At 65.1% G+C, this 19,472-nt stretch carries 22 protein-coding genes; 11 read left to right on the top strand and 11 right to left on the bottom strand.

Going from position 1 to position 19,472, the window contains the following annotated elements:
• Positions 1-187: 187 nt before the first annotated feature.
• On the bottom strand, positions 188-1,849 hold the full coding sequence (locus tag Harman_RS11135) for an aldehyde ferredoxin oxidoreductase family protein (RefSeq protein ID WP_137683875.1): 1,662 nt from the start codon (positions 1,847-1,849) through the stop codon (positions 188-190).
• A 179-nt stretch (positions 1,850-2,028) separates the two neighbouring features.
• Here Harman_RS11135 and Harman_RS11130 point away from each other — a divergent pair, with 179 nt between their 5' ends.
• The 4 genes from Harman_RS11130 to Harman_RS11110 all read left to right on the top strand — a co-directional run bounded on the left by Harman_RS11130 (position 2,029) and on the right by Harman_RS11110 (position 5,232).
• A complete protein-coding gene (locus Harman_RS11130) occupies positions 2,029-2,913 on the top strand; it encodes an aldo/keto reductase (RefSeq protein WP_137683874.1) in 885 nt (294 codons plus the stop codon).
• Positions 2,914-2,915: 2 nt separating this feature from the next.
• Positions 2,916-3,644, top strand: a complete 729-nt coding sequence (locus Harman_RS11125; protein ID WP_137683873.1) for a class I SAM-dependent methyltransferase — start codon at positions 2,916-2,918, stop codon at positions 3,642-3,644.
• A 389-nt stretch (positions 3,645-4,033) separates the two neighbouring features.
• On the top strand, positions 4,034-4,360 hold the full coding sequence (locus tag Harman_RS11115; protein ID WP_137683871.1) for a cupin domain-containing protein: 327 nt from the start codon (positions 4,034-4,036) through the stop codon (positions 4,358-4,360).
• A gap of 77 nt (positions 4,361-4,437) precedes the next feature.
• Complete coding sequence (locus Harman_RS11110) at positions 4,438-5,232, top strand: HpcH/HpaI aldolase family protein (protein WP_137683870.1); 795 nt, start codon at positions 4,438-4,440, stop codon at positions 5,230-5,232.
• Between the two features lie 47 nt (positions 5,233-5,279).
• Here Harman_RS11110 and Harman_RS11105 read toward each other — a convergent pair whose 3' ends face one another.
• Complete coding sequence (locus tag Harman_RS11105) at positions 5,280-6,299, bottom strand: transcription initiation factor IIB (RefSeq protein WP_137683869.1); 1,020 nt, start codon at positions 6,297-6,299, stop codon at positions 5,280-5,282.
• 138 nt (positions 6,300-6,437) lie between these two features.
• Here Harman_RS11105 and Harman_RS11100 point away from each other — a divergent pair, with 138 nt between their 5' ends.
• Complete coding sequence (locus tag Harman_RS11100) at positions 6,438-6,806, top strand: hypothetical protein (protein WP_137683868.1); 369 nt, start codon at positions 6,438-6,440, stop codon at positions 6,804-6,806.
• An 18-nt stretch (positions 6,807-6,824) separates the two neighbouring features.
• On the opposite strand, the gene Harman_RS11095 is transcribed toward Harman_RS11100, so the two are convergent.
• On the bottom strand, positions 6,825-7,610 hold the full coding sequence (locus Harman_RS11095) for a helix-turn-helix domain-containing protein (RefSeq protein WP_137683867.1): 786 nt from the start codon (positions 7,608-7,610) through the stop codon (positions 6,825-6,827).
• Positions 7,611-7,704: 94 nt separating this feature from the next.
• On the opposite strand from Harman_RS11095, the gene Harman_RS11090 reads away from it, so the two are divergent.
• Positions 7,705-8,100: a hypothetical protein gene (locus Harman_RS11090; protein WP_137683866.1), complete on the top strand. Its 396-nt coding sequence runs from the start codon at positions 7,705-7,707 to the stop codon at positions 8,098-8,100.
• Between the two features lie 60 nt (positions 8,101-8,160).
• On the opposite strand, the gene Harman_RS11085 is transcribed toward Harman_RS11090, so the two are convergent.
• Entirely contained in the window at positions 8,161-9,123 is a 963-nt protein-coding gene (locus tag Harman_RS11085) for a C-terminal binding protein (RefSeq protein ID WP_137683865.1), read from the bottom strand.
• 166 nt (positions 9,124-9,289) lie between these two features.
• Here Harman_RS11085 and Harman_RS11080 point away from each other — a divergent pair, with 166 nt between their 5' ends.
• Positions 9,290-9,565: a ubiquitin-like small modifier protein 1 gene (locus Harman_RS11080; RefSeq protein ID WP_137683864.1), complete on the top strand. Its 276-nt coding sequence runs from the start codon at positions 9,290-9,292 to the stop codon at positions 9,563-9,565.
• A 27-nt stretch (positions 9,566-9,592) separates the two neighbouring features.
• On the opposite strand, the gene Harman_RS11075 is transcribed toward Harman_RS11080, so the two are convergent.
• Positions 9,593-9,997: a MoaD/ThiS family protein gene (locus tag Harman_RS11075; RefSeq protein WP_137683863.1), complete on the bottom strand. Its 405-nt coding sequence runs from the start codon at positions 9,995-9,997 to the stop codon at positions 9,593-9,595.
• Between the two features lie 92 nt (positions 9,998-10,089).
• Between Harman_RS11075 and Harman_RS11070 the strand changes: the two genes are divergently transcribed.
• The 3 genes from Harman_RS11070 (at position 10,090) to Harman_RS11060 (ending at position 11,197) form a co-directional block, all read left to right on the top strand.
• Entirely contained in the window at positions 10,090-10,458 is a 369-nt protein-coding gene (locus tag Harman_RS11070; RefSeq protein WP_137683862.1) for a hypothetical protein, read from the top strand.
• A gap of 107 nt (positions 10,459-10,565) precedes the next feature.
• A complete protein-coding gene (locus Harman_RS11065) occupies positions 10,566-10,820 on the top strand; it encodes a hypothetical protein (protein ID WP_137683861.1) in 255 nt (84 codons plus the stop codon).
• Positions 10,821-10,828: 8 nt separating this feature from the next.
• Entirely contained in the window at positions 10,829-11,197 is a 369-nt protein-coding gene (locus Harman_RS11060) for a hypothetical protein (RefSeq protein WP_137683860.1), read from the top strand.
• On the opposite strand, the gene Harman_RS11055 is transcribed toward Harman_RS11060, so the two are convergent.
• The gene (locus tag Harman_RS11055) at positions 11,181-11,546 is read right to left on the bottom strand and encodes a hypothetical protein (protein WP_137683859.1); all 366 of its coding nucleotides are present in this window, start codon (positions 11,544-11,546) and stop codon (positions 11,181-11,183) included. The two genes, Harman_RS11060 and Harman_RS11055, sit on opposite strands and share 17 nt — an antisense overlap.
• Before the next feature lie 36 nt (positions 11,547-11,582).
• A complete protein-coding gene (locus Harman_RS11050; protein ID WP_137683858.1) occupies positions 11,583-13,529 on the bottom strand; it encodes an aldehyde ferredoxin oxidoreductase family protein in 1,947 nt (648 codons plus the stop codon).
• A gap of 260 nt (positions 13,530-13,789) precedes the next feature.
• On the opposite strand from Harman_RS11050, the gene Harman_RS11045 reads away from it, so the two are divergent.
• Entirely contained in the window at positions 13,790-14,380 is a 591-nt protein-coding gene (locus Harman_RS11045; protein ID WP_137683857.1) for a 50S ribosomal protein L15e, read from the top strand.
• Positions 14,381-14,790: 410 nt separating this feature from the next.
• On the opposite strand, the gene Harman_RS11040 is transcribed toward Harman_RS11045, so the two are convergent.
• The 4 genes from Harman_RS11040 to Harman_RS11025 form a co-directional block, all read right to left on the bottom strand.
• Positions 14,791-15,816 (bottom strand): Brp/Blh family beta-carotene 15,15'-dioxygenase, encoded by a 1,026-nt coding sequence (locus tag Harman_RS11040; RefSeq protein ID WP_200830885.1) that lies wholly within the window; start codon positions 15,814-15,816, stop codon positions 14,791-14,793.
• The gene (locus Harman_RS11035) at positions 15,813-16,538 is read right to left on the bottom strand and encodes a lycopene cyclase domain-containing protein (protein ID WP_137683855.1); all 726 of its coding nucleotides are present in this window, start codon (positions 16,536-16,538) and stop codon (positions 15,813-15,815) included. Before Harman_RS11035 ends, Harman_RS11040 begins: the two co-directional genes overlap by 4 nt.
• Positions 16,539-16,586: 48 nt before the next feature.
• Entirely contained in the window at positions 16,587-17,558 is a 972-nt protein-coding gene (locus Harman_RS11030; RefSeq protein ID WP_137683854.1) for a phytoene/squalene synthase family protein, read from the bottom strand.
• A gap of 244 nt (positions 17,559-17,802) precedes the next feature.
• A complete protein-coding gene (locus tag Harman_RS11025; RefSeq protein WP_137683853.1) occupies positions 17,803-19,383 on the bottom strand; it encodes a bacterio-opsin activator domain-containing protein in 1,581 nt (526 codons plus the stop codon).
• Between the last annotated feature and the right edge of the window lie 89 nt (positions 19,384-19,472).

Raw genomic sequence — 19,472 nt, 5'->3', positions numbered from 1 at the left:
GAGGATTCCGGCCCCAGTTCTGATAGAATCTCGACAAAGGTACTGCACACGATTGTCGACTCGTTTTTCACAGGGTGTGGCCGGAGACGATGTTCTTTCAGCGAACAAGGCCCGCTATTGACCGACGCCTATGCCCGGGGAACGGTGAACTGGACCGAACAGCGACCTACAGAAATTCCGAGAGAACCTACACCGGAAGCGCGCTCTCGGGGACGGTGCCGTCGTCGGACCAGCCGCGCGCGTCGTAGTATTCGTCCAGCGCCCCCTCGAACGACGGGAGATCGTAGGGGAGCGTGTCATCCCCTCGGTCGAATCCGCGCTGGTTGTTGAAGTGACGTTCGAGCGTCACGGTTCGAGCGCCGACCGCCAGCAGGTCCTCGAAGTCGGCGTCGAAGAGGGCCGCGTAGCGCTCGGGCGTCATGAAGTCCCGCGAGAACTTGCAGACGACACCGCTGTCGTTCAGTGCCATCAGGTTCTCCCGCTCGACCAGCACGTCGGCTTTGCCGAGCGTTCCCTCGGGCGCGACCGCCTGGTCGTCGGGGACGAGGGGGTACTCGACAGAGTAGAACGTCGCGTACATGTGGTCCGCGCCGCGGTTGGCGACGGCATAGGAGAGTCCCTGACCGTGGAGGACACGTCCCTCGTGGGCGGCGAAGTCCATCCCCTTGACTGTCCAGTTCTCGACCCCCAGGTCGTCGTGACAGCGGTCGATGCCCTCCGCCAGCGTGTCGCCGATGCCCTCTCGGTGGGCGATTTTCTCGACGGTCTCGTGAATCAGGTCGGTGTCGCCGAAGGCGTCCTCGCTGGCGAGGTAAGCCGCGACAGTGTTGCCGGCTGAGATGGCGTCCATCCCGAGGCGGTCACAGAGCTCATTGGACTGCATCACGTCAACGATGTCGTCGACGCCGGAATTCGAGCCAAAAGCCATCGCCACCTCGAACTCCGGGCCCTCGGTCTCGACGCCGCGCTCTTCGTCCCGCGTCGGGAGCTTGCAGGCGAAGGCACACGCCGAGCAGGTCCCCTTCTTGTACTTCTTCGATTCGACAGCATCGCCGTTGATGCCCTCGACGCCGGCGAAGGTCTGTTCGGAGAAGTAGTACGAGGGGAGGCCGTTGACCTCGTTGGCGAGGTCCATCACCGAGACGGTTCCCTGCCGTTTCATGATGTGGTCCTCCGTGGCGGCCTCCCGGTGAATGTCCATCTGCATCGCCGGGATTTCGATGTCCGGCGGGGAGTCGCCGGCGAACGTGACGCCCTTGACGTTTTTCGCGCCCATGACCGCGCCGAGGCCGCCGCGGCCGAAGGCCCGCTCCGCGCTGGTCATGATGGAGGCGAACCGGACCGCGTTCTCGCCGGCCGGCCCGATGACTGCCGTCTGGTCCGACTCGATTCCGTGTTCGGCGTCGAGATAGTCCAGCGTCTCGGGAACGGTTGCGCCGGTGAGGTCGGGGACGGGCTCGAATTCGACCCCGTCGTCACGCACGTGGACGATGACGAGTTCGTCGCTTTCGCCGGTGAGTTCGACGGCGCTGTACCCCGTATCGGCGAAGTTACGGGACATGAAGCCGCCGGCATTCGACGAGAGCAGCCCGTCGGTCAGCGGCGAGACACCGGTGCAGTTCATCCGCCCGGTGAAGCTCATCTGAGCGGCCTGCATCGGCCCAGTCGAGAACACCAGTCGGTTCTCCGCGCTGAGCGGGTCCACGTCGAAGGGAATCCGCTCGTGGGCCAGCCGTGTGCCGACGCCGCGGCCGCCGAGATACTGTTCGAGTACGCCGTCGATGTTCTCGGTATCGGTTTCGCCTGCAGTCAGATCGATCCGCAACAGCGGCCCGGCTGCATGTATCATTATTATTTATCGCCGTGGCACGGCCTTATCGATTGTGCCTGTCGGTGAGGCGCTTGCAGGTAGTTTCCCTATCGAAGGGCCGATCAGGTTCGGCCTCGGCTACATAGATTCGTTCGACCCGCTGGCCGCGACCACAGTAATCGACCAACGGTTATTGGTCTCCGGTCCATGCACCCGGTATGGAGACCCGAGCGCTGGGCGACACTGGACAGGAGAGCACGGTGCTGACGTTCGGCTCGATCGCACTCAACTGGCTCGAACAGGAGGGGGCGAACCAGATGGTCGAACTCGTGTTAGACCACGGCGTCAATCACTTCGACGTGGCACCGACCTACGGCGACGCGGAGCTGAAACTTGGGCCGAAGCTCCGCCAGTACCGCGAGGACATCTTCCTGGGTTGCAAGACACAGGAGCGCGAGTACGAGGGCGCGGCCCGGAAGATCGACCGGTCACTGGACCGACTGGGCATCGACACAATCGACCTCTACCAGATCCACGGCCTAGAGTACGAGGAGGAACTGGACACCATCACCGCCGACGGCGGCGCGCTGGACGCGATACGAGAGGCGAAGGCAGCGGGGAAAATAGACCACATCGGCCTAACGAGCCACGGCGACCCTGACCTCATCCTCGACGCCATCGACCGCATCGACGACCTAGAGACGGTGATGTTCCCGCTGAACCCCGTCGTTGCCGGCAAGGACGATAGCGAGTACGACTACGAGGCCGTGCTGGAACGCTGTGAGTCGGAGGGAATCGGCACGCTGGGCATCAAAGCGTTCGCGAAGGGGTCGTGGCCGTCGACCGACGAACTGGCCGAGGCCGACCGCCCGTACGCGAACTGGTACGAGCCGGTCGATACGCCGGAGGCCATCCGCGAGCGGTTCGACTTCGCCGCCGCCCAGGGCCTCGATACCGTCGTCAGCCCCGGCGACCCGAAGCTCGTCAAAATGGTGCTCGACGCCGCAAGCCGCTTTGAGGGAATGGACGAGGCCCGCCAGCGCTCGCTCATTGAGGAAGTACGCCACGACGACAGCCCGGTACCTGAGCAACTGCACCACTAAGCGTGGCCGCAGACGTTCCGGAGACGGTGACCGCGGCCCTCGCCGACCGGCAGGTCGAGGGCCAAGTCTGCCTCGAAGCCGGGGCCGGCGTCGGGAACACGACGGCCGGGCTGCTGGCCGCGGGCGCAAAGCGGGTGTACGCGGTGACGAACGACGCCGACCACGCCGCGACGGTGCGGGAGCGCGTCGGCGACGGGAGCGCCGACCGGTTGGTCGTCGTTGAGGCCGACCTCCGGGCGACGCCGCTTGCGACCGACAGCGTCGACCTCGTCACCGCCCACGGACTCTGTAACGTCCTGCCACCGGCTGATCTGGACGCCGTCGCGGCCGAACTGACGCGGGTCGCGAAATCCGATGGGCGTCTCGTTGTCGACGACTACGCGGTGCCGCCGGCCGATGCGGCCGTCACCCGACTGTTCGCGCTGGAGAACGCCGCCGCGCGGGTGGTCGACGGTCGGCCGGCGCTGGCGTTTTATCCGCCCGCTGTGCTGGCCGCGGTGTTCGCCGACCACGGCTGGGCTATCGAGCGAAAAGCGACCTTGCTGGACCCTGTTCCCTGGACCGAGGCACATCTGAACGCCCACGCCGACGTGGTGCGTGAGTACGCTGCGACGCTTCCAGATTCCCTTGGGGAGCCACTGGCTGCTATGGCTGAAGATCTGGTGGCTGCTATCGGCTCCGAGCGAGCCGGGACGATGTACAGTCTCGCATTCCGGCTCGGAGATGTGTGAGATATGGGACGGTACTGCGATGAGAACGAATGTTTTGACAGCCAGAAAGCCCCCGATACGCTCCGGTCCCGCGGCTCGCTGCGCTCCTCGGTCGTTTCACTCCCTGCGGTGCTTCCGTCGCCGGGGTTCCCGGAGCGTATCGGCCCCTTTCAGTCCCTCCCGTGTCGGCTGACCGAACATCGACGAGGTGGGATTGAAAGGGGCGACTGCCTGGACGACGGCGGACGATGAAAGCACTGCACGAGCGACCATCGGGAGCGAGGAAGCGCGCAGCGAGTCCCCCGAGTTCAGGCAGTCGGGGCTTTCTGGCTGTGAGATAACACATCTATCCCAGAACCAAAGGCTCCTAGCAACCGAACGGCTAAGGACGCCCCGTCCGACGACCCGATATGACACTCGACCGCTTGTCCGAGTTCGACGCAGAGCCGGCAGAGGGTAAAGTCATCGACGGGGAACTGGCAGTAACCGACGACGTGCTGGTGAAGGCGTTCGCGCTGGGACCGGGTGCGACAATCGACCCGCACGAGCACGGCGGGGCGACGAACGTGTTCCATGTGATCCGCGGCGAGGTCACAGTCCAGCAGGACGACACCGAGGAGACCATCGCCGCGCCGGGCGTCGTCCTGAACGAGCGGGGGCAGGCCCACGGCGCGCACAATCACACCGACGAGGTTGCTGTCTTGACCGCGAGCCTCTGTCCGCTGCCGGGGCAGTAGGGGCTGCCGCCGAAGCAGCTGTGCCGGCCAACCGGTTCCGCACCACGCTTATTGGTATCACAGTTCACTGACACGGTATGGCCGAACCACTGCCGACGAACGGACTCCGCAAGACAGTCGATAGCGGGGGCGTCGCGCTGGGCGTTCTCGACAACACGTACAGTCCGACGCTGGTAGAGTTCTACGGCGACCTCGGCGTCGATTTCATCTGGCTCGACTTCGAACACGGCGGACCGGACCCGTGGGACGCGGCGACCGTCGAGAACCTCCTGCGGGCGGCCGACGGAACCGGAACGGAGCTACTGGTTCGCCTGCCGGACACGGACCCGACGCTGGTGCGGAAGGCGCTGGACCTGGGGGTGAAGAACGTCTTCCTCCCGCGGGTCGAAACCGCCGACGAAGTGCGTGAAGCGGTCAAGTCCGGCCGGTTCCGGTACGACGGCGAGGCGGGCGACCGAGGACTGGCCGCGCCCCGAGCGCGTCGCTGGGGCCTCGGTGAGAACTACATCGAGGCCTCGGACGAGGAGACGCTGGTCGGGACCACAATCGAGACGAAGGAGGCAGTCGAGAACATCGAGGATATTCTGGCCGTGCCCGACCTCGGCTTCGTGTTCATCGGACCCTTTGACCTCTCGGTGTCGCTTGGCCACCCCGGCGAAATCGAGCATCCAGAGGTACAGGACGCGGTGGAGACGGTCCGTTCAGCAGCCGTCGAGGCGGATGTCACCGTCGGCGGCCTCGGCTTCGGGATGGACGACGTAAACGAGAAGGCCGAGTCAGGGTATCAGATTCTCCACGTCGGGAGCACGACCGGCGCGGTACAGAACGCTGTGCGCGGGTGGCTGGAGGAGTTCGACGGGGAGCGGAACTAAGACGGAAAACGGAGATAAGACGGGAACGGGAGCGCCAGCGCGACGGCTTAGGCGCTCGCGCCGGATTCAGCGCCGGTCGTCGCGTCGACGGCGCTGTCGTCGAGTTCCGCTTCGGCTTCGAGCAGTTCGCGGTAGCGCTCGCGGATTGTCACGGTGCTGATGTCGGTCGCTTCGCTGACGGTCTCCTGGGTCATCTCCTCGCCGAGCAGCAGGCCGGCAGCGTAGATGGCCGCGGCGGCGAGGCCGACCGGACTCTTGCCGCTGTGGACGTTCGCTTCCTTCCCTGCCTCGATGAGGGCGCGGGCCTGGCGTTCCAGCGCGTCGTCGGCGTCGAGTTCGGAGACGAACTTGCTGAGGTAGGTTGCTGGGTCCGGCGGGCCGACCTGCAAGGAGAGTTCGCGGTTGAGATAGCGGTACGCGCGGGTGAACTCCATCTCGTCGACGCGGCTGACGACGGCCATGTCGTCCAGCGTCTGCGGGAGGTTCGCCTGCCTTACGGCGGCGTACAGCGCCGCGGTCGCCATCCCTTCGATGGAGCGGCCGGGCAGCATGCCCTCGTCCAGCGCGCGGCGGTAGATGACGCTTGCCGTCTCGCGGGCGCTCTCGGGGACGCCCAGCGCGCTGCCCATCCGGTCGATTTCGCCAAGCGCCTGCTTGAGGTTGCGCTCGGCGTGGTCGCGGGTGCGGAACCGCTCGTCCCAGGTCCGGAGCCGCTGCATCTTCTCGCGCTGGCGGGTCGACAGGGAATTGCCGTAGGCGTCCTTGTTCTGCCAGCCGATGTTCGTCGAGAGGCCCTTGTCGTGTTTCATCTCGGTCGTCGGCGCGCCGACGCGGCGCTTGGCGTCCCGCTCCTGGCTGTCGAAGGCGCGCCACTCCGGCCCGTGGTCGATCTCGTCCTCGTCGACGACGAGACCACACGACTCGCAGACAGTCTCGCCGCGACTGTCGTCGGTGACGAGACTCCCGCCACAGTCCGGGCAGGCGTGGCCGGTACTCTCCTCGGACTCGGCCTGTTCGTCCACACTGTCACCGCGTTCGTCGGGGGAGTAGATGCTGCGTGTCGTCATAGTGTGCCTCTGCGAGCGCGTGGGGACGCCCGCGGTCGTACCCAATTGTAGGGGTGCTTCCTGCATGAGGACTCGTTTGGCACACGCCGAAATTCGTCTGAGCAGCGCACTTATGTTATCTGCGTATCACTACGACACATGGCGAAACCACGCTGGTCCACCGCCCTGAATCGCCACACTGCGGTGGTGTTCGCCGTGCAGACGCTGGCGTATGGGTCGCTGGTCGCGCTGTCGACGCATGATGCGGCGACACCGTTTATCAGCATACTCCAGCAAATTCCGCGGCTCCCGCTCATCGTTCTGAGTATCGCTGCTGTTCCAGCGGTCGCAATCACCATCGGCCTCGGACAGGCACTCGAATACGCGTTCGGCGTGCGAGTGACGCAGGTCGACCCGATTCTGGTGACACGGGGCGACGTGCTGTTTTTCGTCGTCGCCGCGGTGCTGTCGATTGTTGTCGTCGGGATCGGCAAGAAGATTCGCGCCGAAAGCAGGTCGACCGCCTAAGATCCGTTCTATCGACGATTACACGCCCGAGCGACCGATGCGGAGCCGGCCGCCCTCGGCCACGTCTTCGTCGGCCTGGACCGGCCCCATCGACCGGGTGACAAACGACCGGACGATCCACGCTTCGGCCCGCTGGAGGCGGTACTGGAGCGTCGACCGCGACACGTCGAGCGTCTCGGCGAGGTCGGTAAGGGAGATGTCCCGCGGCGTCCGGTAGTAGCCGTGTTCGACGGCGGCCTCGACGGCGGCCTGTTGCTCCGGCGGGAGTTCCGCCAGCGTCACCGCCTCGTCGACCCAGTACGACGGCGAGCTGAGCTGTCGGAACTCGACGGTGAGCCCCTCCCGAAGTTCGGACTCCATCTCCTCGAACAGTCCGTCGACGCCGGCGTCGCTACAGAGGAGCAGTCGCCACTCACACCGGCTGCCGCGGCGCTCGGTCTCGACGAGGACGCCGCGGCCGACGTGGTCGATGGCTAGCCGCGGAATCGAGTGACAGTCGCCGGCTTCAGACCGGTAGCTGTACACCGTCCGGACGCCCGGGTCCGAGCCGATGACTTCGTACGTCCAGTCGGTTTTGCAGTTGCGGGTCCCGATGCACTCGGTACACTGGACCGGGTCGTCGTACACGTCGTCCAGTTGTTCAAGCGCTGCCTCAGGGCCGGCGACCCGTTCGAGCCGCCACATCCCGTCTTTTGTGACGTTGCACGCGATAGTCCGAGAGTGGGTCTCCGGGTAGTCGATGAACACGTCCATCACGGGGTCGACGTTGCGCTCGTAATCGATGGTGAAGATGAACTCTCGCATATGCTCCCGTTGCGTGTCGAGCGGCTTATACGCACGGTCTCATTTGGCGCATGCCAAACGAGTTGTGATTAGCACGGAAGGCCACCGAAAGAATATGTCCTGTCCTGTTTCCCCATCTACTGGCGAGTCGCCCGGTGGACCAGTCACTGGCGACGCGCCGGACGACGCTTCCTCGCCCGGGTACGGACTCCCCGTACACAACTGGCGACACACTGTCATCTACGGCGTGGTGTTCTGGGCGGCCGTGGCCGCGGCATGGCTGGTCGTCCCGGCCGGCCACCCGTTCCAGTTGGGGGTCACACTGTCCGGGCTGTTCGCCGCCCCGCTGTTGCCGGTCGCGCTCTGCTGTGACTACCGGCAGGCCAGGCACATTGGGACGTGTGACCCCGGCCCCCGCGCGTATCTCTCGAATCTCGCTCGTGACATCAAGACGGCAGTCACCGGTCAGAGCGCCCTCGGCGACCAGCGCCGAGAGTTCCTTCGTTGCTGAGCAAAGGCGGCTCCCTAGTATTTGTCTCACTGGCGTGTACAGTCAGATGCAACCGTCCAGCTACAGCCAGTCCGTGTCCGGGTCGATCCGGTTCGGCGGCGTCTCACCGGCCAGCGCGGCCCCGACATTCGCGGCGACGGCAGCGTTCAGGTCCTCGCGGGCCTCCTCGGAGTACCAGGCCGCATGCGGCGTGACAATGCAGTTGTCCAGGCCGACCAGCGGGTGGTCCGCCGTCGGCGGTTCCTCGGCCAGTACGTCGAGGCCAGCGGCCGCAATCGTCCCGTCGGCAAGCGCCGCCCGGAGCGCCCCCTCGTCGACGAGGCCGCCGCGGCCGGTGTTGACGAGGACGGCGTGGTCGCGCATCGCCGCGAGCGCGTCGGCGTCTATCATCCCCGCCGTCTCCTCGGTCAGGGGCGCGTGCAGCGAAACGTAGTCGGCCCGCTCGTACAGCGCCTCCAGCGTGACCTTCTCGACATCGGCGTCGGCCATCTCCTCGGCGTCGACGTATGGGTCGTAGGCGATCACGTCGAGGTCGAAGCCCCGCAGCTGGTCGCGCACCCGTTGGGCGATGGGGCCGAAGGAGACGAGGCCGAGCGTCCGGTCGCGGACGCGATGCACCGGACGGGTCCGCTCCCAGCCCCACCCGCCGTCGCGAACGTCGCGGTCGTAGGCGGCGACGGTCCGAATACAATCAAGCAGCAGCGTCACCGTGTGGGTGGCGACCTCGTCGGTGCAGTACTCGGGGACGTTTGTGACGGTCACGCCGTTGTCCGCCGCTGCCGGCACGTCGATGTTGTCGATACCGACCCCCGCTCTCGCAACGATTCGGAGGTCGTCCAGCGCGTCGAGGACTGCGGCAGTGACCGGCGTGTTCACGTCCACGACGAGCGCCGCCGCACCGGCGGCCGCGTCCCGAAGTGCGTCCTCGGTGCCCGTCTCTGCGGCAACGACATCGGCGTCAAGTTCCGCCTGCAGTCGGTCGACATCTATCATCGGATCATCGCTTGCGACCACGCGTTCCATATGTCGAGTGACGGACAGCAGGCCTAAAACGGGTCGGCGTCGTTCCCGCCGGGTAGGAATTCGAGGTCCATGATAAATCGGATACAACGATAGCAAACCGCGCCGCGGTCCAGCCTCGCAGTCCTGAGCGCTGTGATTTAAGCCGCTCGGTCGCCAACGAAGCGACATGGAAATCGAGCTGCGGTTTTTCGCTAACTTCCGGGAAGCCGTGGGACAGAAAACGATCCAGCGCGAGTACGACAACGACGGCCTGCAGGCCGGCGACGTGCTCCGCCAACTCCCCGAGGAGTTCCCCGGGATGGACCTGTTCGAGGACGGCGAACTGCGGGAGTACCTGACGATTCTACGCAACGGCACGGACATCACGCATCTCGACGGGTTAGAGACGACACTGGCGGACGGGGACGAACTCAGTATCTTTCCGCCGGTCGCCGGCGGGTAGACTGTTCCGGCGGAACAGCCGACAGTATCAGCAACAGAAGATGAACGGGAACATCAGCGAGACGCGGTCGCCGGCTTCCAGTTCCGTGTTCAGCCCGTCGAGGTGTTCGTTGAACTCGCCGTTGACCGCCACTCGCGCGTAGCATCGGGTCTGTTCGCCCTCGGGGTTTTTCTCCCAGTCGCCCGGTAGGTCCGCCATCTCCGGAGCCCAGCCCTCCGTGGTAGCGTCCGCTTCGGTTTCGGCGATGAGCATGTCACTCACGTCGTACTCCCGGAAGAACGCGTCGAGGAAGTCCCGTAGCGTGTCGCCCTCGAAGGTGAACGAGAGCGACGATTCGCCGACGACTCGTCGGACGTGCCCGGTACACCGTGCCTCAACAGTCGTCAGGTCGGGTGTCGTCGACTGACGCTGCTCCAGTGCGTCGCTGGCCATACCTGCGCTACACGCTGCTCCCACAAACCACTAGAGGTGAACATGTTCGGCCACCGCGGGGGTTTATTATCGACGAGCCGTGTGGCAGGGGTATGGAAGACATCGAACTGGGGATTCCGGCTGGGATTGTCGACTCGCTACCGCCGGACAGCGAGGACACGAAACGCGACATGGAACAGGCCGTCGGCGGGTGGGAGCGGGAACTCAACGCCGCCCTCGATTCCGAGGAGCCGGCCAGCGCCGTCGTCGACCACATCGAACAGTTCGAGCAGCGCTGGGAGGCCTACGACGAGTACGTCGTCGAACTCCGTGCCTGGGGCCAGTCGCCCATCTACGCGATGGCCTGGCGGGACCTCCACGCCGCCGTCATCGCCCAGATTTACGACCACGAGGACCTAGACGAGCGCATCAACCGCGAGCGCAACGCCCGCATCGTCGACGACGGCATCCGACCGGGGTAGGCCACGTTCGTCCGGAAGAGGCGAACCCATCCAGGATAGCGCGGTTGTGATGACCGAGCGCCCGACCGTCGATAGGTTTAGACGACCGCACCCGTAACGAGCACACGATGGAGCGTGAACGGAGTTTTCGCGGTATCTCGGTTCGAGCCGCTATCGGCTATCTGGAGAACCTCGGCGGCGAGCAACAGGACGAAACAACCGTCGAAGGCGACGGCTGGGCGGCCAGCCTCTCCGAGGAGAAAGTCGCCATCGGCCCGAGCCTGCAACTCAACGAGGTGACGATCCAGTTCGACGGCGACCCGGAGACGCTGGAGCCGCTCATCGAGAAGTTCGCACAGAAAGCGATGCGAGCGGGCGGCTGACCGGGACAATGGCCGAGCCGTCGTACCCCATCGAGGGGCAGATTGTCCTGCTGGCCGGCACGCGGGCCAGCGTCCCGCTCGACCAGCTCCCGGACTTACTGGAGCGGGTACAGTCCTATCTCCGGGCGAACAGAGCGTCTTACGAACGAGAGTACGAGCGCATCAACGGTCCCAGAACGGCCGATTACGTCTGCGTCGAGTCGGGCCATTGGGAGACTATTGGCACAGAAACCGGGCTGAACGACCGCGAACGGGACGCGGTTCGGCGGGCCCACGTCGCCCAGTTCGAGCGTGACGGCCGGCGGCTGGACAGAAGCGAGGAGTTCGCGGCGACGCTGGAAATACGGGACGTGCTGGCGATTACTGCCGAACCGTAATCGTCTCCAGCACGCGCTGGGAGAACTCCGTCTCCGAGAGGTCGCCGTTTTCGAGTTCGTCGATCCACTCGCTGTCGACCGACCATTCGCCGAGTTCCGTGCCGTCGAGGTCCGTGACGGTTGCCTCAACGTCGACCCCGGACCAGTCATCCGCGTGGAGGTCCCGGAAGACGTTGATAACGCGGCCGATTTCTCTGTGGGGGATGACAGCTGCCTCGTCGGCCGAAATGGACTCGTAGGTGACGCGGTACGTCTCGCCCTCGTCGGTGAACTCAGAGACGTAGACGCCGTGGCTGGTCAGTCGGGACTCGACCTGGAATTCGAAGTCGTCGATGTCTTCTTTGCGCATTAGAGAAATGAAATGTGTTCGGCGGCCGGTGCTGTCTCAGTCGTCGCTCGGTGCCGCTGCGCCGCCGGAACTGACGCCGGTTCCGGGGCCGATATCGATGCCCAGTTCGTCGAGCTTTTCGTCGGTGACGACGCCGTTCTCCCAGTCACGCACCTCGTAGTACTCGTCTTTCATCTTCGAGAGTTCCGCGAGTTCGCCCTCGGAACCGCCCTGGGCCGGAATCGCGTGCTCGTCGCCCTCGACGAAGCGGTTGGGGAGGTCGTCGTCGCTCCCGTCGAAGCCGGCGAGGTTGTTGTAGTACCGTTCGAGGTTGTAGATGCGCTCGCCGGCTTCCATCAGTTCCTCCTCGCTTACGTCCAGCCCGGTCATGCCGTTGTACTGCAGGACGTACTCCTCGATCCCCTCGGCGAAGGCGTTGAACTTGCAGATGTCGAAGGAGTCGCTGATGGCGTGCAGGTCCTGGAAGGTGGCACACAGTTCGCCTTTCCCCTCCCACTCTCGCGGGTCGACTTTCTCCGGGATACCGAGAATCTCTGCTGCCGGCGTGTACCCGCGCAGGTGACACGCGCCGCGGTTCGAGGTGGCGTAGCCGATTGCCATCCCCTTCATACACCGTGGGTCGTATGCGGCCATCGTCTGGCCCTTGACCGCAAGGGAGTTGGTGTGGGCATCGAACTCCTCGGCGAGGTGGTCTGGCCCCTCGGCGAGGTGGTCCGCGAGTTCCGTCTCGCGGTTGCCGATCATGTCGATCATGTCGATCATCGTGTCGGCGTCACCCCAATCAATTCCGTCCCCGAGGTCGTCGAACTTGCCCTGTTCGGTCATCTCCATCGCCATCGCCATGGTGTTGCCCACGTCGATGGTGTCGACGCCGACATCGTTACACCGTTCGAGCATCACGGCGATCTTGTCCCGCTCGACGTGCCCGGAATTCGGCCCGAGGGCCCACGCGGACTCGTACTCGTAGGACTCCGTGCGGACGTTCATCTCCTCGCCCTTGTGCATCGCCTGCACCTCGACTTCCTTCTTGCAGGCGACCGGACAGGAGTGACAGGTCGGTTCGTCGACCAGGATGTTCTCCCGGACGTTCTCGCCGGAGACGTTCTCCGAGTCGATGATGCGCTCGCCGTCGCCCTCCGACTCGGACATCGACCGCGTCGAGGAGTACTTCGCGTTTTTCGTCGGGAGGCCGTCCATCTCCTCGGTGAGGTTCATCAGGACGTTGGTGCCGTACATCGAGAGGCCGCCCTCGTTGGGCGCGGTTACGTCGGACTCCTGGATGACCTGCATTGCCTGCTTGTGGCCCTCCTGGAACGTCTCCTGATCCTTCGGTTTGGGCATCCGCGTCCCGGATTTCACGACGACGGCCTTGAGGTTCTTGTTGCCCATCACGCAGCCAGTGCCGCCGCGGCCCGACGCGCGGTCGTCCTCGTTGATGATACAGGCGTACTTGACCTCGTTTTCGCCGCCCGGCCCGATAGCCATCACTGAGAGGTTCTTACCCAGCGAGCCGCCCTCGATTTCGGCTTCGAGCTCGTCGATGGTGTCGTGGACGCCCTGGCCCCAGAGGTGTGAGGCGTCGCGCAGTTCCACTTCGCCGTCCTCGACGTAGGCGTACACTGGCTCGTCAGCCTGCCCTTCGAACAGCAGGCCGTCGAAGCCCGACCACTTCAGCCGCGCGCCCGACCAGCCGCCGTGGTGGGAGTCAGTGACGGTTCCCGTCAGCGGCGACTTCGTACAGACAGCGATGCGACCGCTCATCGTCACCTGCGTCCCCGTCAGCGGGCCGTTCATGAACGCCAGCAGGTTGTCCGGGCCCAGCGGGTCCACGTCCGGCCCCTGGTCGAAGACGTATTTCACCCCCAGTCCGCGTGCACCAATGTACTTTTTTGCGTCCTCTTCGTCAATGCCTTCGTAGGCTACGTCCCCATCCCCGAGGTCGATTCGCGCCACGTGGTCCTGGAAGCCACCAAGGTCTGTCATGGTAATATGTGACTATCCGGCCGGGAACAACTTAACGATTTGTGTTATCAGGCTGTGGCTTGCCCGCGTTTTTCACCGACTGCTATGCCTTCGTGACCCAGTCACACCCGTAGCTGTGGTCCGAACCGCTTAAGAGTCCGAACGGCAAACTCCGTGTAACTCGCTGGACGACGGGCACCAGCGGGCACCTGCGTGTGCAGGTCGGGATGTGAGTTGCGCCATGCGCGACTTGAACCATGCAACGCCCGTGGTGAACACATATGGCACGAAGCGCATATTCGTACATTCGAGACGCCTGGAAGAACCCAGGTGACGGAAAGCTCGCAGAACTACAGTGGCAGCGCCAGCAGGAGTGGCGCAACGAAGGGGCCGTCGAACGCATTGAGCGCCCGACCCGCCTCGACAAGGCCCGCTCGCAGGGCTACAAGGCGAAACAGGGCGTCGTCGTCGCCCGCGTCTCCGTCCGCAAGGGCGGCGCACGCAAGCGCCGACACAAGGCCGGCCGCCGGTCCAAGCGCCAGGGCGTCACGCGCATCACCCGCCGGAAGGACATCCAGCGCGTCGCCGAGGAACGCGCCTCCCGCACCTTCCCGAACCTGCGCGTGCTCAACAGCTACTCCGTCGGCCAGGACGGCCGCCAGAAGTGGCACGAAGTCATCCTCATCGACCCGAACCACCCGGCCATCCAGAACGACGACGACCTGTCGTGGATCTGTGCCGACGACCAGGCCGACCGCGTCTTCCGCGGTCTGACCGGTGCCGGCCGTCGCAACCGCGGCCTCGGCGGCAAGGGCAAAGGTAGCGAGAAGACCCGCCCGTCGCTGCGCAGCAACAGCGGCAAGGGCAAGTAACGCCGACGCACCTGTCTTTTTGCGGACGTGTTCGGACGAAATATGTCACAGCTTCAGTAGCTCTCGTCACAGCCTCAGTGCTGTGACTGCCTGATCTACCCCATCGTTAATGCACAAATGAACAATAATGTATGAAACTCTTATACGTTCGAGCGATAATGGACACATAATGAGAAAACCTCAGGTAAAATTGCTGCTCGCTGACACACAGAAATGGCTTGGCAAGAAAGTTCGGCGGTCCAACAGGTCGGGCTCCAGCAACGCCGGCGACGGGTCCGCGACTGCGCGACTGTTCCCGCCGGGTAACCTCTAAGCGCGACCCGGACCCTTTCGGAACCGTAACTCGATTTTTCGATTCGTCATTGGTGCTACTTTCGAGAACAGAGCCTTCTCTGTACGGTCCGCTTGAACTACGTCCATATACGCTGTTCCCGGTCCATGATGCTGACAACCACGACGTGGGGGAGCGTGACGACGGCGATGAACACCAGATACAGCGCGACCCACTCCGGGACCGTTCCGGGTGGATTCGGAACAAGGAAATACAGCCCGCCGAGCAGGGCGAGCGAGGCGGCGGTCAGCGGTGCGGCGTCGCGGGCGAACCGCGCCAGTGCGGCCGTCGGGTCGCGGTTTTCGAGCGCGGCGGCGGCCGCGTCGTCGACCAGCAGGAGGCGGGCGACGTGGCGCAGCGAGTGCCATAGACAGAAGTACACGCCGATGGCAAGCACCGGCGGAACGAGGGCGAAGTAGGCGAGCAGGCCAAGCGTTTCGCTGGCGTCGAGGAGCCACGGCCGGCGAGCGTCAGCGCGGACGAACCCGACGGCCAGCGTCGCCACGACGAGCGCGCCGTAGGTGACAGCGAGCGCGGTTCTGACATCGGCTCGGAACGCCCAGCCGATGCCGGCCGCGGCGTCGGGCGCGAACAGCGAGACGAGGTCCGTCGCGACGCGGCGGTACCACTCGGGAAAGGCGAGCAAGGGGACCAGCATCGGGAGGCCGCCGCGGACGAAGACGGCCCCGGCCCGCTGGGGGAGCGTCCGGAGGTGGTCGGCGTCGGCCAGCGCGAGCAGCGCGTACAGATCGCCCTGGCCCCAGTGGAACCACGTCACCACGATGAACAGGGCAAAGGCCGCCGTGGGCGCGAGGAACCAGACAACGGCGTAGGCCCCGCCGACAACGCCGTAGAGAGCGAACACGCGGGCGATAGCGGCCAGGTCCGGCTGGTCGCCGTGGGTGCGCGCAACCGCGAGGTGATCGACCGCGCCGTGGGGCAGGCCGAGCAGGACGGCGCTAACTACCAGCGGAGCGTACTGGAACGCGGGCGGTATCGAGACTCCAGCGAGAAACGGGACGACGACGGCGATACTGGCGACCCAACCGGGAGCCAGCGCCATCCGGTAGAGAACCGACGGCCCGACAGCGGCGCGGTGGCTCACGTCCATCTGTCGACGAGCCAGACGTATAGCACGACCCCTTGTACGACAAACAGCGTCGTCAGGAAGAAAAAGACCGCCTCTTCTATCGGCAGGTCGAGCAGGGGAATCGCGTAGCCGGTCGTGTACTGTTTCGAGAGTGTCCAGACGCCGAGTCGGATGGCGACGCTGTCGATGCCACAGAGATACAGCGTCGGGACCAGTGTCGCGGCCCCGACTGTCCGCCACTCTCCCGCGAGGAAGTGCCAGCCGAAGGTCCACTGAATGGCGAGGATCGGCCCGCTCCAGACCAGCAGCGACCCGAGATACAGCCCGGAATCAGAGCGCAAGAGCGCGAGGCCGGCCATGGCGACGGCGAGCGCGGCAGCGAACCCGACGAGCCGCGTCCGTGTCGGCGTCGCCAGCGGGCGGTCCGTATCCACCCGAAACCGGGCGACCCACAGCCCGACCATCGTGGTCTGCAGGACGAAAAAGAGGTACTCGCCGAGCGGAATCGACCAGAGCCGCGCCAGTACGGTGCCGTCGCCGTACCACCAGACGCCGCGTCGAATGAGCGCCCCGTCCCACGGCGTCGTGTAGACGAGGGCCAGTCCCGCGAGGATGGCCGTCCCCGTGAGGGTGTCCCGTCGGCTCCCGAGACGGTACGTGGCCGTCAGCGCCAGCCCGGCCACGACGGGCACCACGAACAGGGCGTGGAACTGCAGATACGTGAGCGTGGGCGTCATCGGTTCAAGTGAAACAGGAAGTCAGAAGCGATTCCCGGCGCGTGGCTGTCATCCGCGCCACGCGGGTTGCCCGTGGCCGTGCACGTCCGTCGGCGTCTCGCCGGGGCCGCGCTCGGAGACGGCACTCACCGTGTAGAAGGTCGCCTCGGGGTCGCCGTTGCGCCGCCAGTGCCACCAGGTCCGGGCGAGCAGCCACAGCCGGCGGCGACGGGTCAGCTCCGGCGTCTCCGTCAGCACGTCGTAGCCGCGGTCGCGGATAAGTCGGTGGTGGTCGGCGTACAGCACCGCAGCCAGCAGGACGCCGAACTGGCAGTCTTCGGGGAGATACCGGATGCCGGCGACGCCCTCGCGGTAGAGTTCGTCGGTCCTGGCCAGTTCTTCTTGCATGACAGCGCGGAATGCCTCATCGACCTCGGCGTCGGCCAGTTGCTCCTCGGTGACGCCGTGCCGTTTGAGCGTCTCCTGTGGCAGGTACACCCGGCCGTAGTCGTGGATGTCCTCGCGAACGTCCCGCAGGAAGTTCGAGAGCTGGAACGCTTCGGCCAGCGCCGTCGCGTGGGGCAGGGCCTCCTCCTTCTGTGGCGGGTCCATCACCTCGGTCATCATGTGGCCGACGGCGACGGCGGAGCCGCGCATGTACTCACGGAGGTCCTCGAAGGTCTCGTAGCGGGCCTGTGCGATGTCCATCTCCATTGCGTCGATGAAGACGTTAATCGTCTCCTCGGAGATATCGTGGCGCTCGGCCAGGTCCTGAAACGCCGCCAGAACGGCTTCGTGGTCGGTTTCGGACGGTTCGAGGTTCCCGAGGGCGGCCTCGCGAATCACCTCCAGTTGCTCGTGTTGGACGGTCGGCGGCGGCCCGTCGGGCTGGTCGACGACCTCGTCGGCCACCCGGAAGAAGGCGTACATGACGTAGGTCGGGTGGCGGATACGTTCCGGAAGCAGCCGCGTCGCGAGGTGGAACGTCCGTCCGGTCTCCTGCTGTATCGATTTGCTGGTTTGGATGTTATCGGAGTGCATTGAAAGCTATCGAGTGGTCATTCGGCGGGCGATACGTTGCGCGCTGTCTGCAGGCTGTCCGTAATGGTCCGGTCGACCCGCTGTCGCGAAGGGCTGTGTCCCGTCCGTTTGCCGGCAGCAAACAGGACACTGGGTCCGTATCACTACATGTATGTACGGTTGTTATCGGGATAAACGGACTACCAAACTGCTTCGGGAACCACATCAGGAGTCCACTACTAGAACAGGGGTTCGGAATCACTGATTACCAGTTTTCGAACACTTCTTCCAGTAACTTTCGCTCACCCGCACGGAGGTGCTGGTGGAACGTCGACGGACAGATGTCCATCGACTCGGCCAGTTGCTCACCGGACACGTCGCGTGGCCAGTCGAAGAAGCCGCCGAGGAATCCCTTCCGGAGCGCCGTGAGCTGGCGGTTGGTCAGTCGATCCTCAACGTTGGCAATAAAGGCCTGCCGGGAGACGGGCGGTTCGTCCCGCTCCCGGACGGAGAGCAGTTCCGTCTCCGGGTACCGGTCCCGGACCTGCTCGACCACGGTCCGGGTCTCCATCGACGCCGGGAGGGTAACAGTCACCGTGGCGTGCCCGGGTTCGACGAGAATGTCGCCCGTCTGGGCCCCGCGATCGGCGACGACCGAGACGACCGGCGGGTCCGAGACGGTGAATTCGAACAGTGCCGACGAATCCGCCGTCGAGACGTGCGAGACGCCCGACACCTGCGGATGGTCGGCGGCGACGGCACAGACCGCCGAGGGGTCGTCCGTCTGGACGAGGAAGAACATCACCGTCTCCTCGCCGTCGGGGACGCTGCCGCCGTACTCCATCGAGCAGCCGAGTTCGCTCGCCACATCGATGTAGAACACCTCGGGGTCGGTGACCTGTAGTTCGAGTTCAGTGACGTTGTCGGCGGTCAGCAGCCGGCTGGTCTCGCGGGCGTCGATGGCTGCCGCGGTCGCCCGGCCGATAGTTCCCAGTACCGCCTGCTCCCGGGGGTCGAACACGTCGTCGCTGTCGGCGTAGACGGTGAGGACGCCGTACAGCGAGTCGCCCGAGACGAGCGGGACGGCCGCCACCGACGCGACCTCGGAGTCGGCGAGCCGGTTGTGTTGCTCGTCGATGTCACCGGTCACGACCTGCATCTCCTCGGAACGGGCCGCTTTTGCGACCGGGTCGTCGGCGTCAAGCGGGATCGACAGCGAGGTCGGGCGGTCGGCCGACAGCGCTGTCGACGACAGCGTCTCGTCGCGCAGGTCCAGTTCGGAGACCCAGGCGAACTGGTAGGAGTCGACCGCGGCCAGCCGGTCACAGACGGTCTGTTGGATCGCCTCGCGCGAGTCGACGGTCAACACGTCGCCCATCACCGCCTTCAGCAGGCCGTCGACCCGGTCGACGAGATGTTTGAGGTTCTGGCGCTCGGCTTTGAGCTCCTCGCTCCGGCGCTCGGCCGCCAGTTCGGCGAGCTTCCGCTGGGTGATGTCGATGTGTGCGACGACCGCGCTCCCGGCCTCGTCTGCCGGCAGCGGCGCGACCCGCATCAGGAACCACTGCTTCTCCTCCGGGGAGTGACACGGGTACTCCATCGTGAACAGATCTTGCTCACCGTCGATGACCGACTCGATGCCGTCGAGCGCCTTGCCAGCGTACTCATCTGCGTCAACGTCGGTTGTCGCGAAGTAGTTCGTCCCCTCCATCTCCCCGTCCTCGTCGCCCGCGAACTCCCGCCAGGCGTGGTTCGTAAACAGGATCGTCCCCTCGTCGTCGAGAACAGCAATATTGATCGGTAGCGTGTCCAACGTCGAGTGAGCGAGTGTCTCTGGTGGCTTCATTCGGTGTCCCTGGCTCCGTGTAGCCGATACCCTCTCTAGTGGCGGGTGGTGAATAAACGTGTGGCCCGGAACGGGGAACTGTTGCCTGT

Origin of the sequence: Haloarcula mannanilytica, from assembly GCF_005406125.1 — an archaeon.
GTDB lineage: Archaea > Halobacteriota > Halobacteria > Halobacteriales > Haloarculaceae > Haloarcula > Haloarcula mannanilytica.
This window is presented reverse-complemented; position numbering and strand designations above follow the sequence as displayed.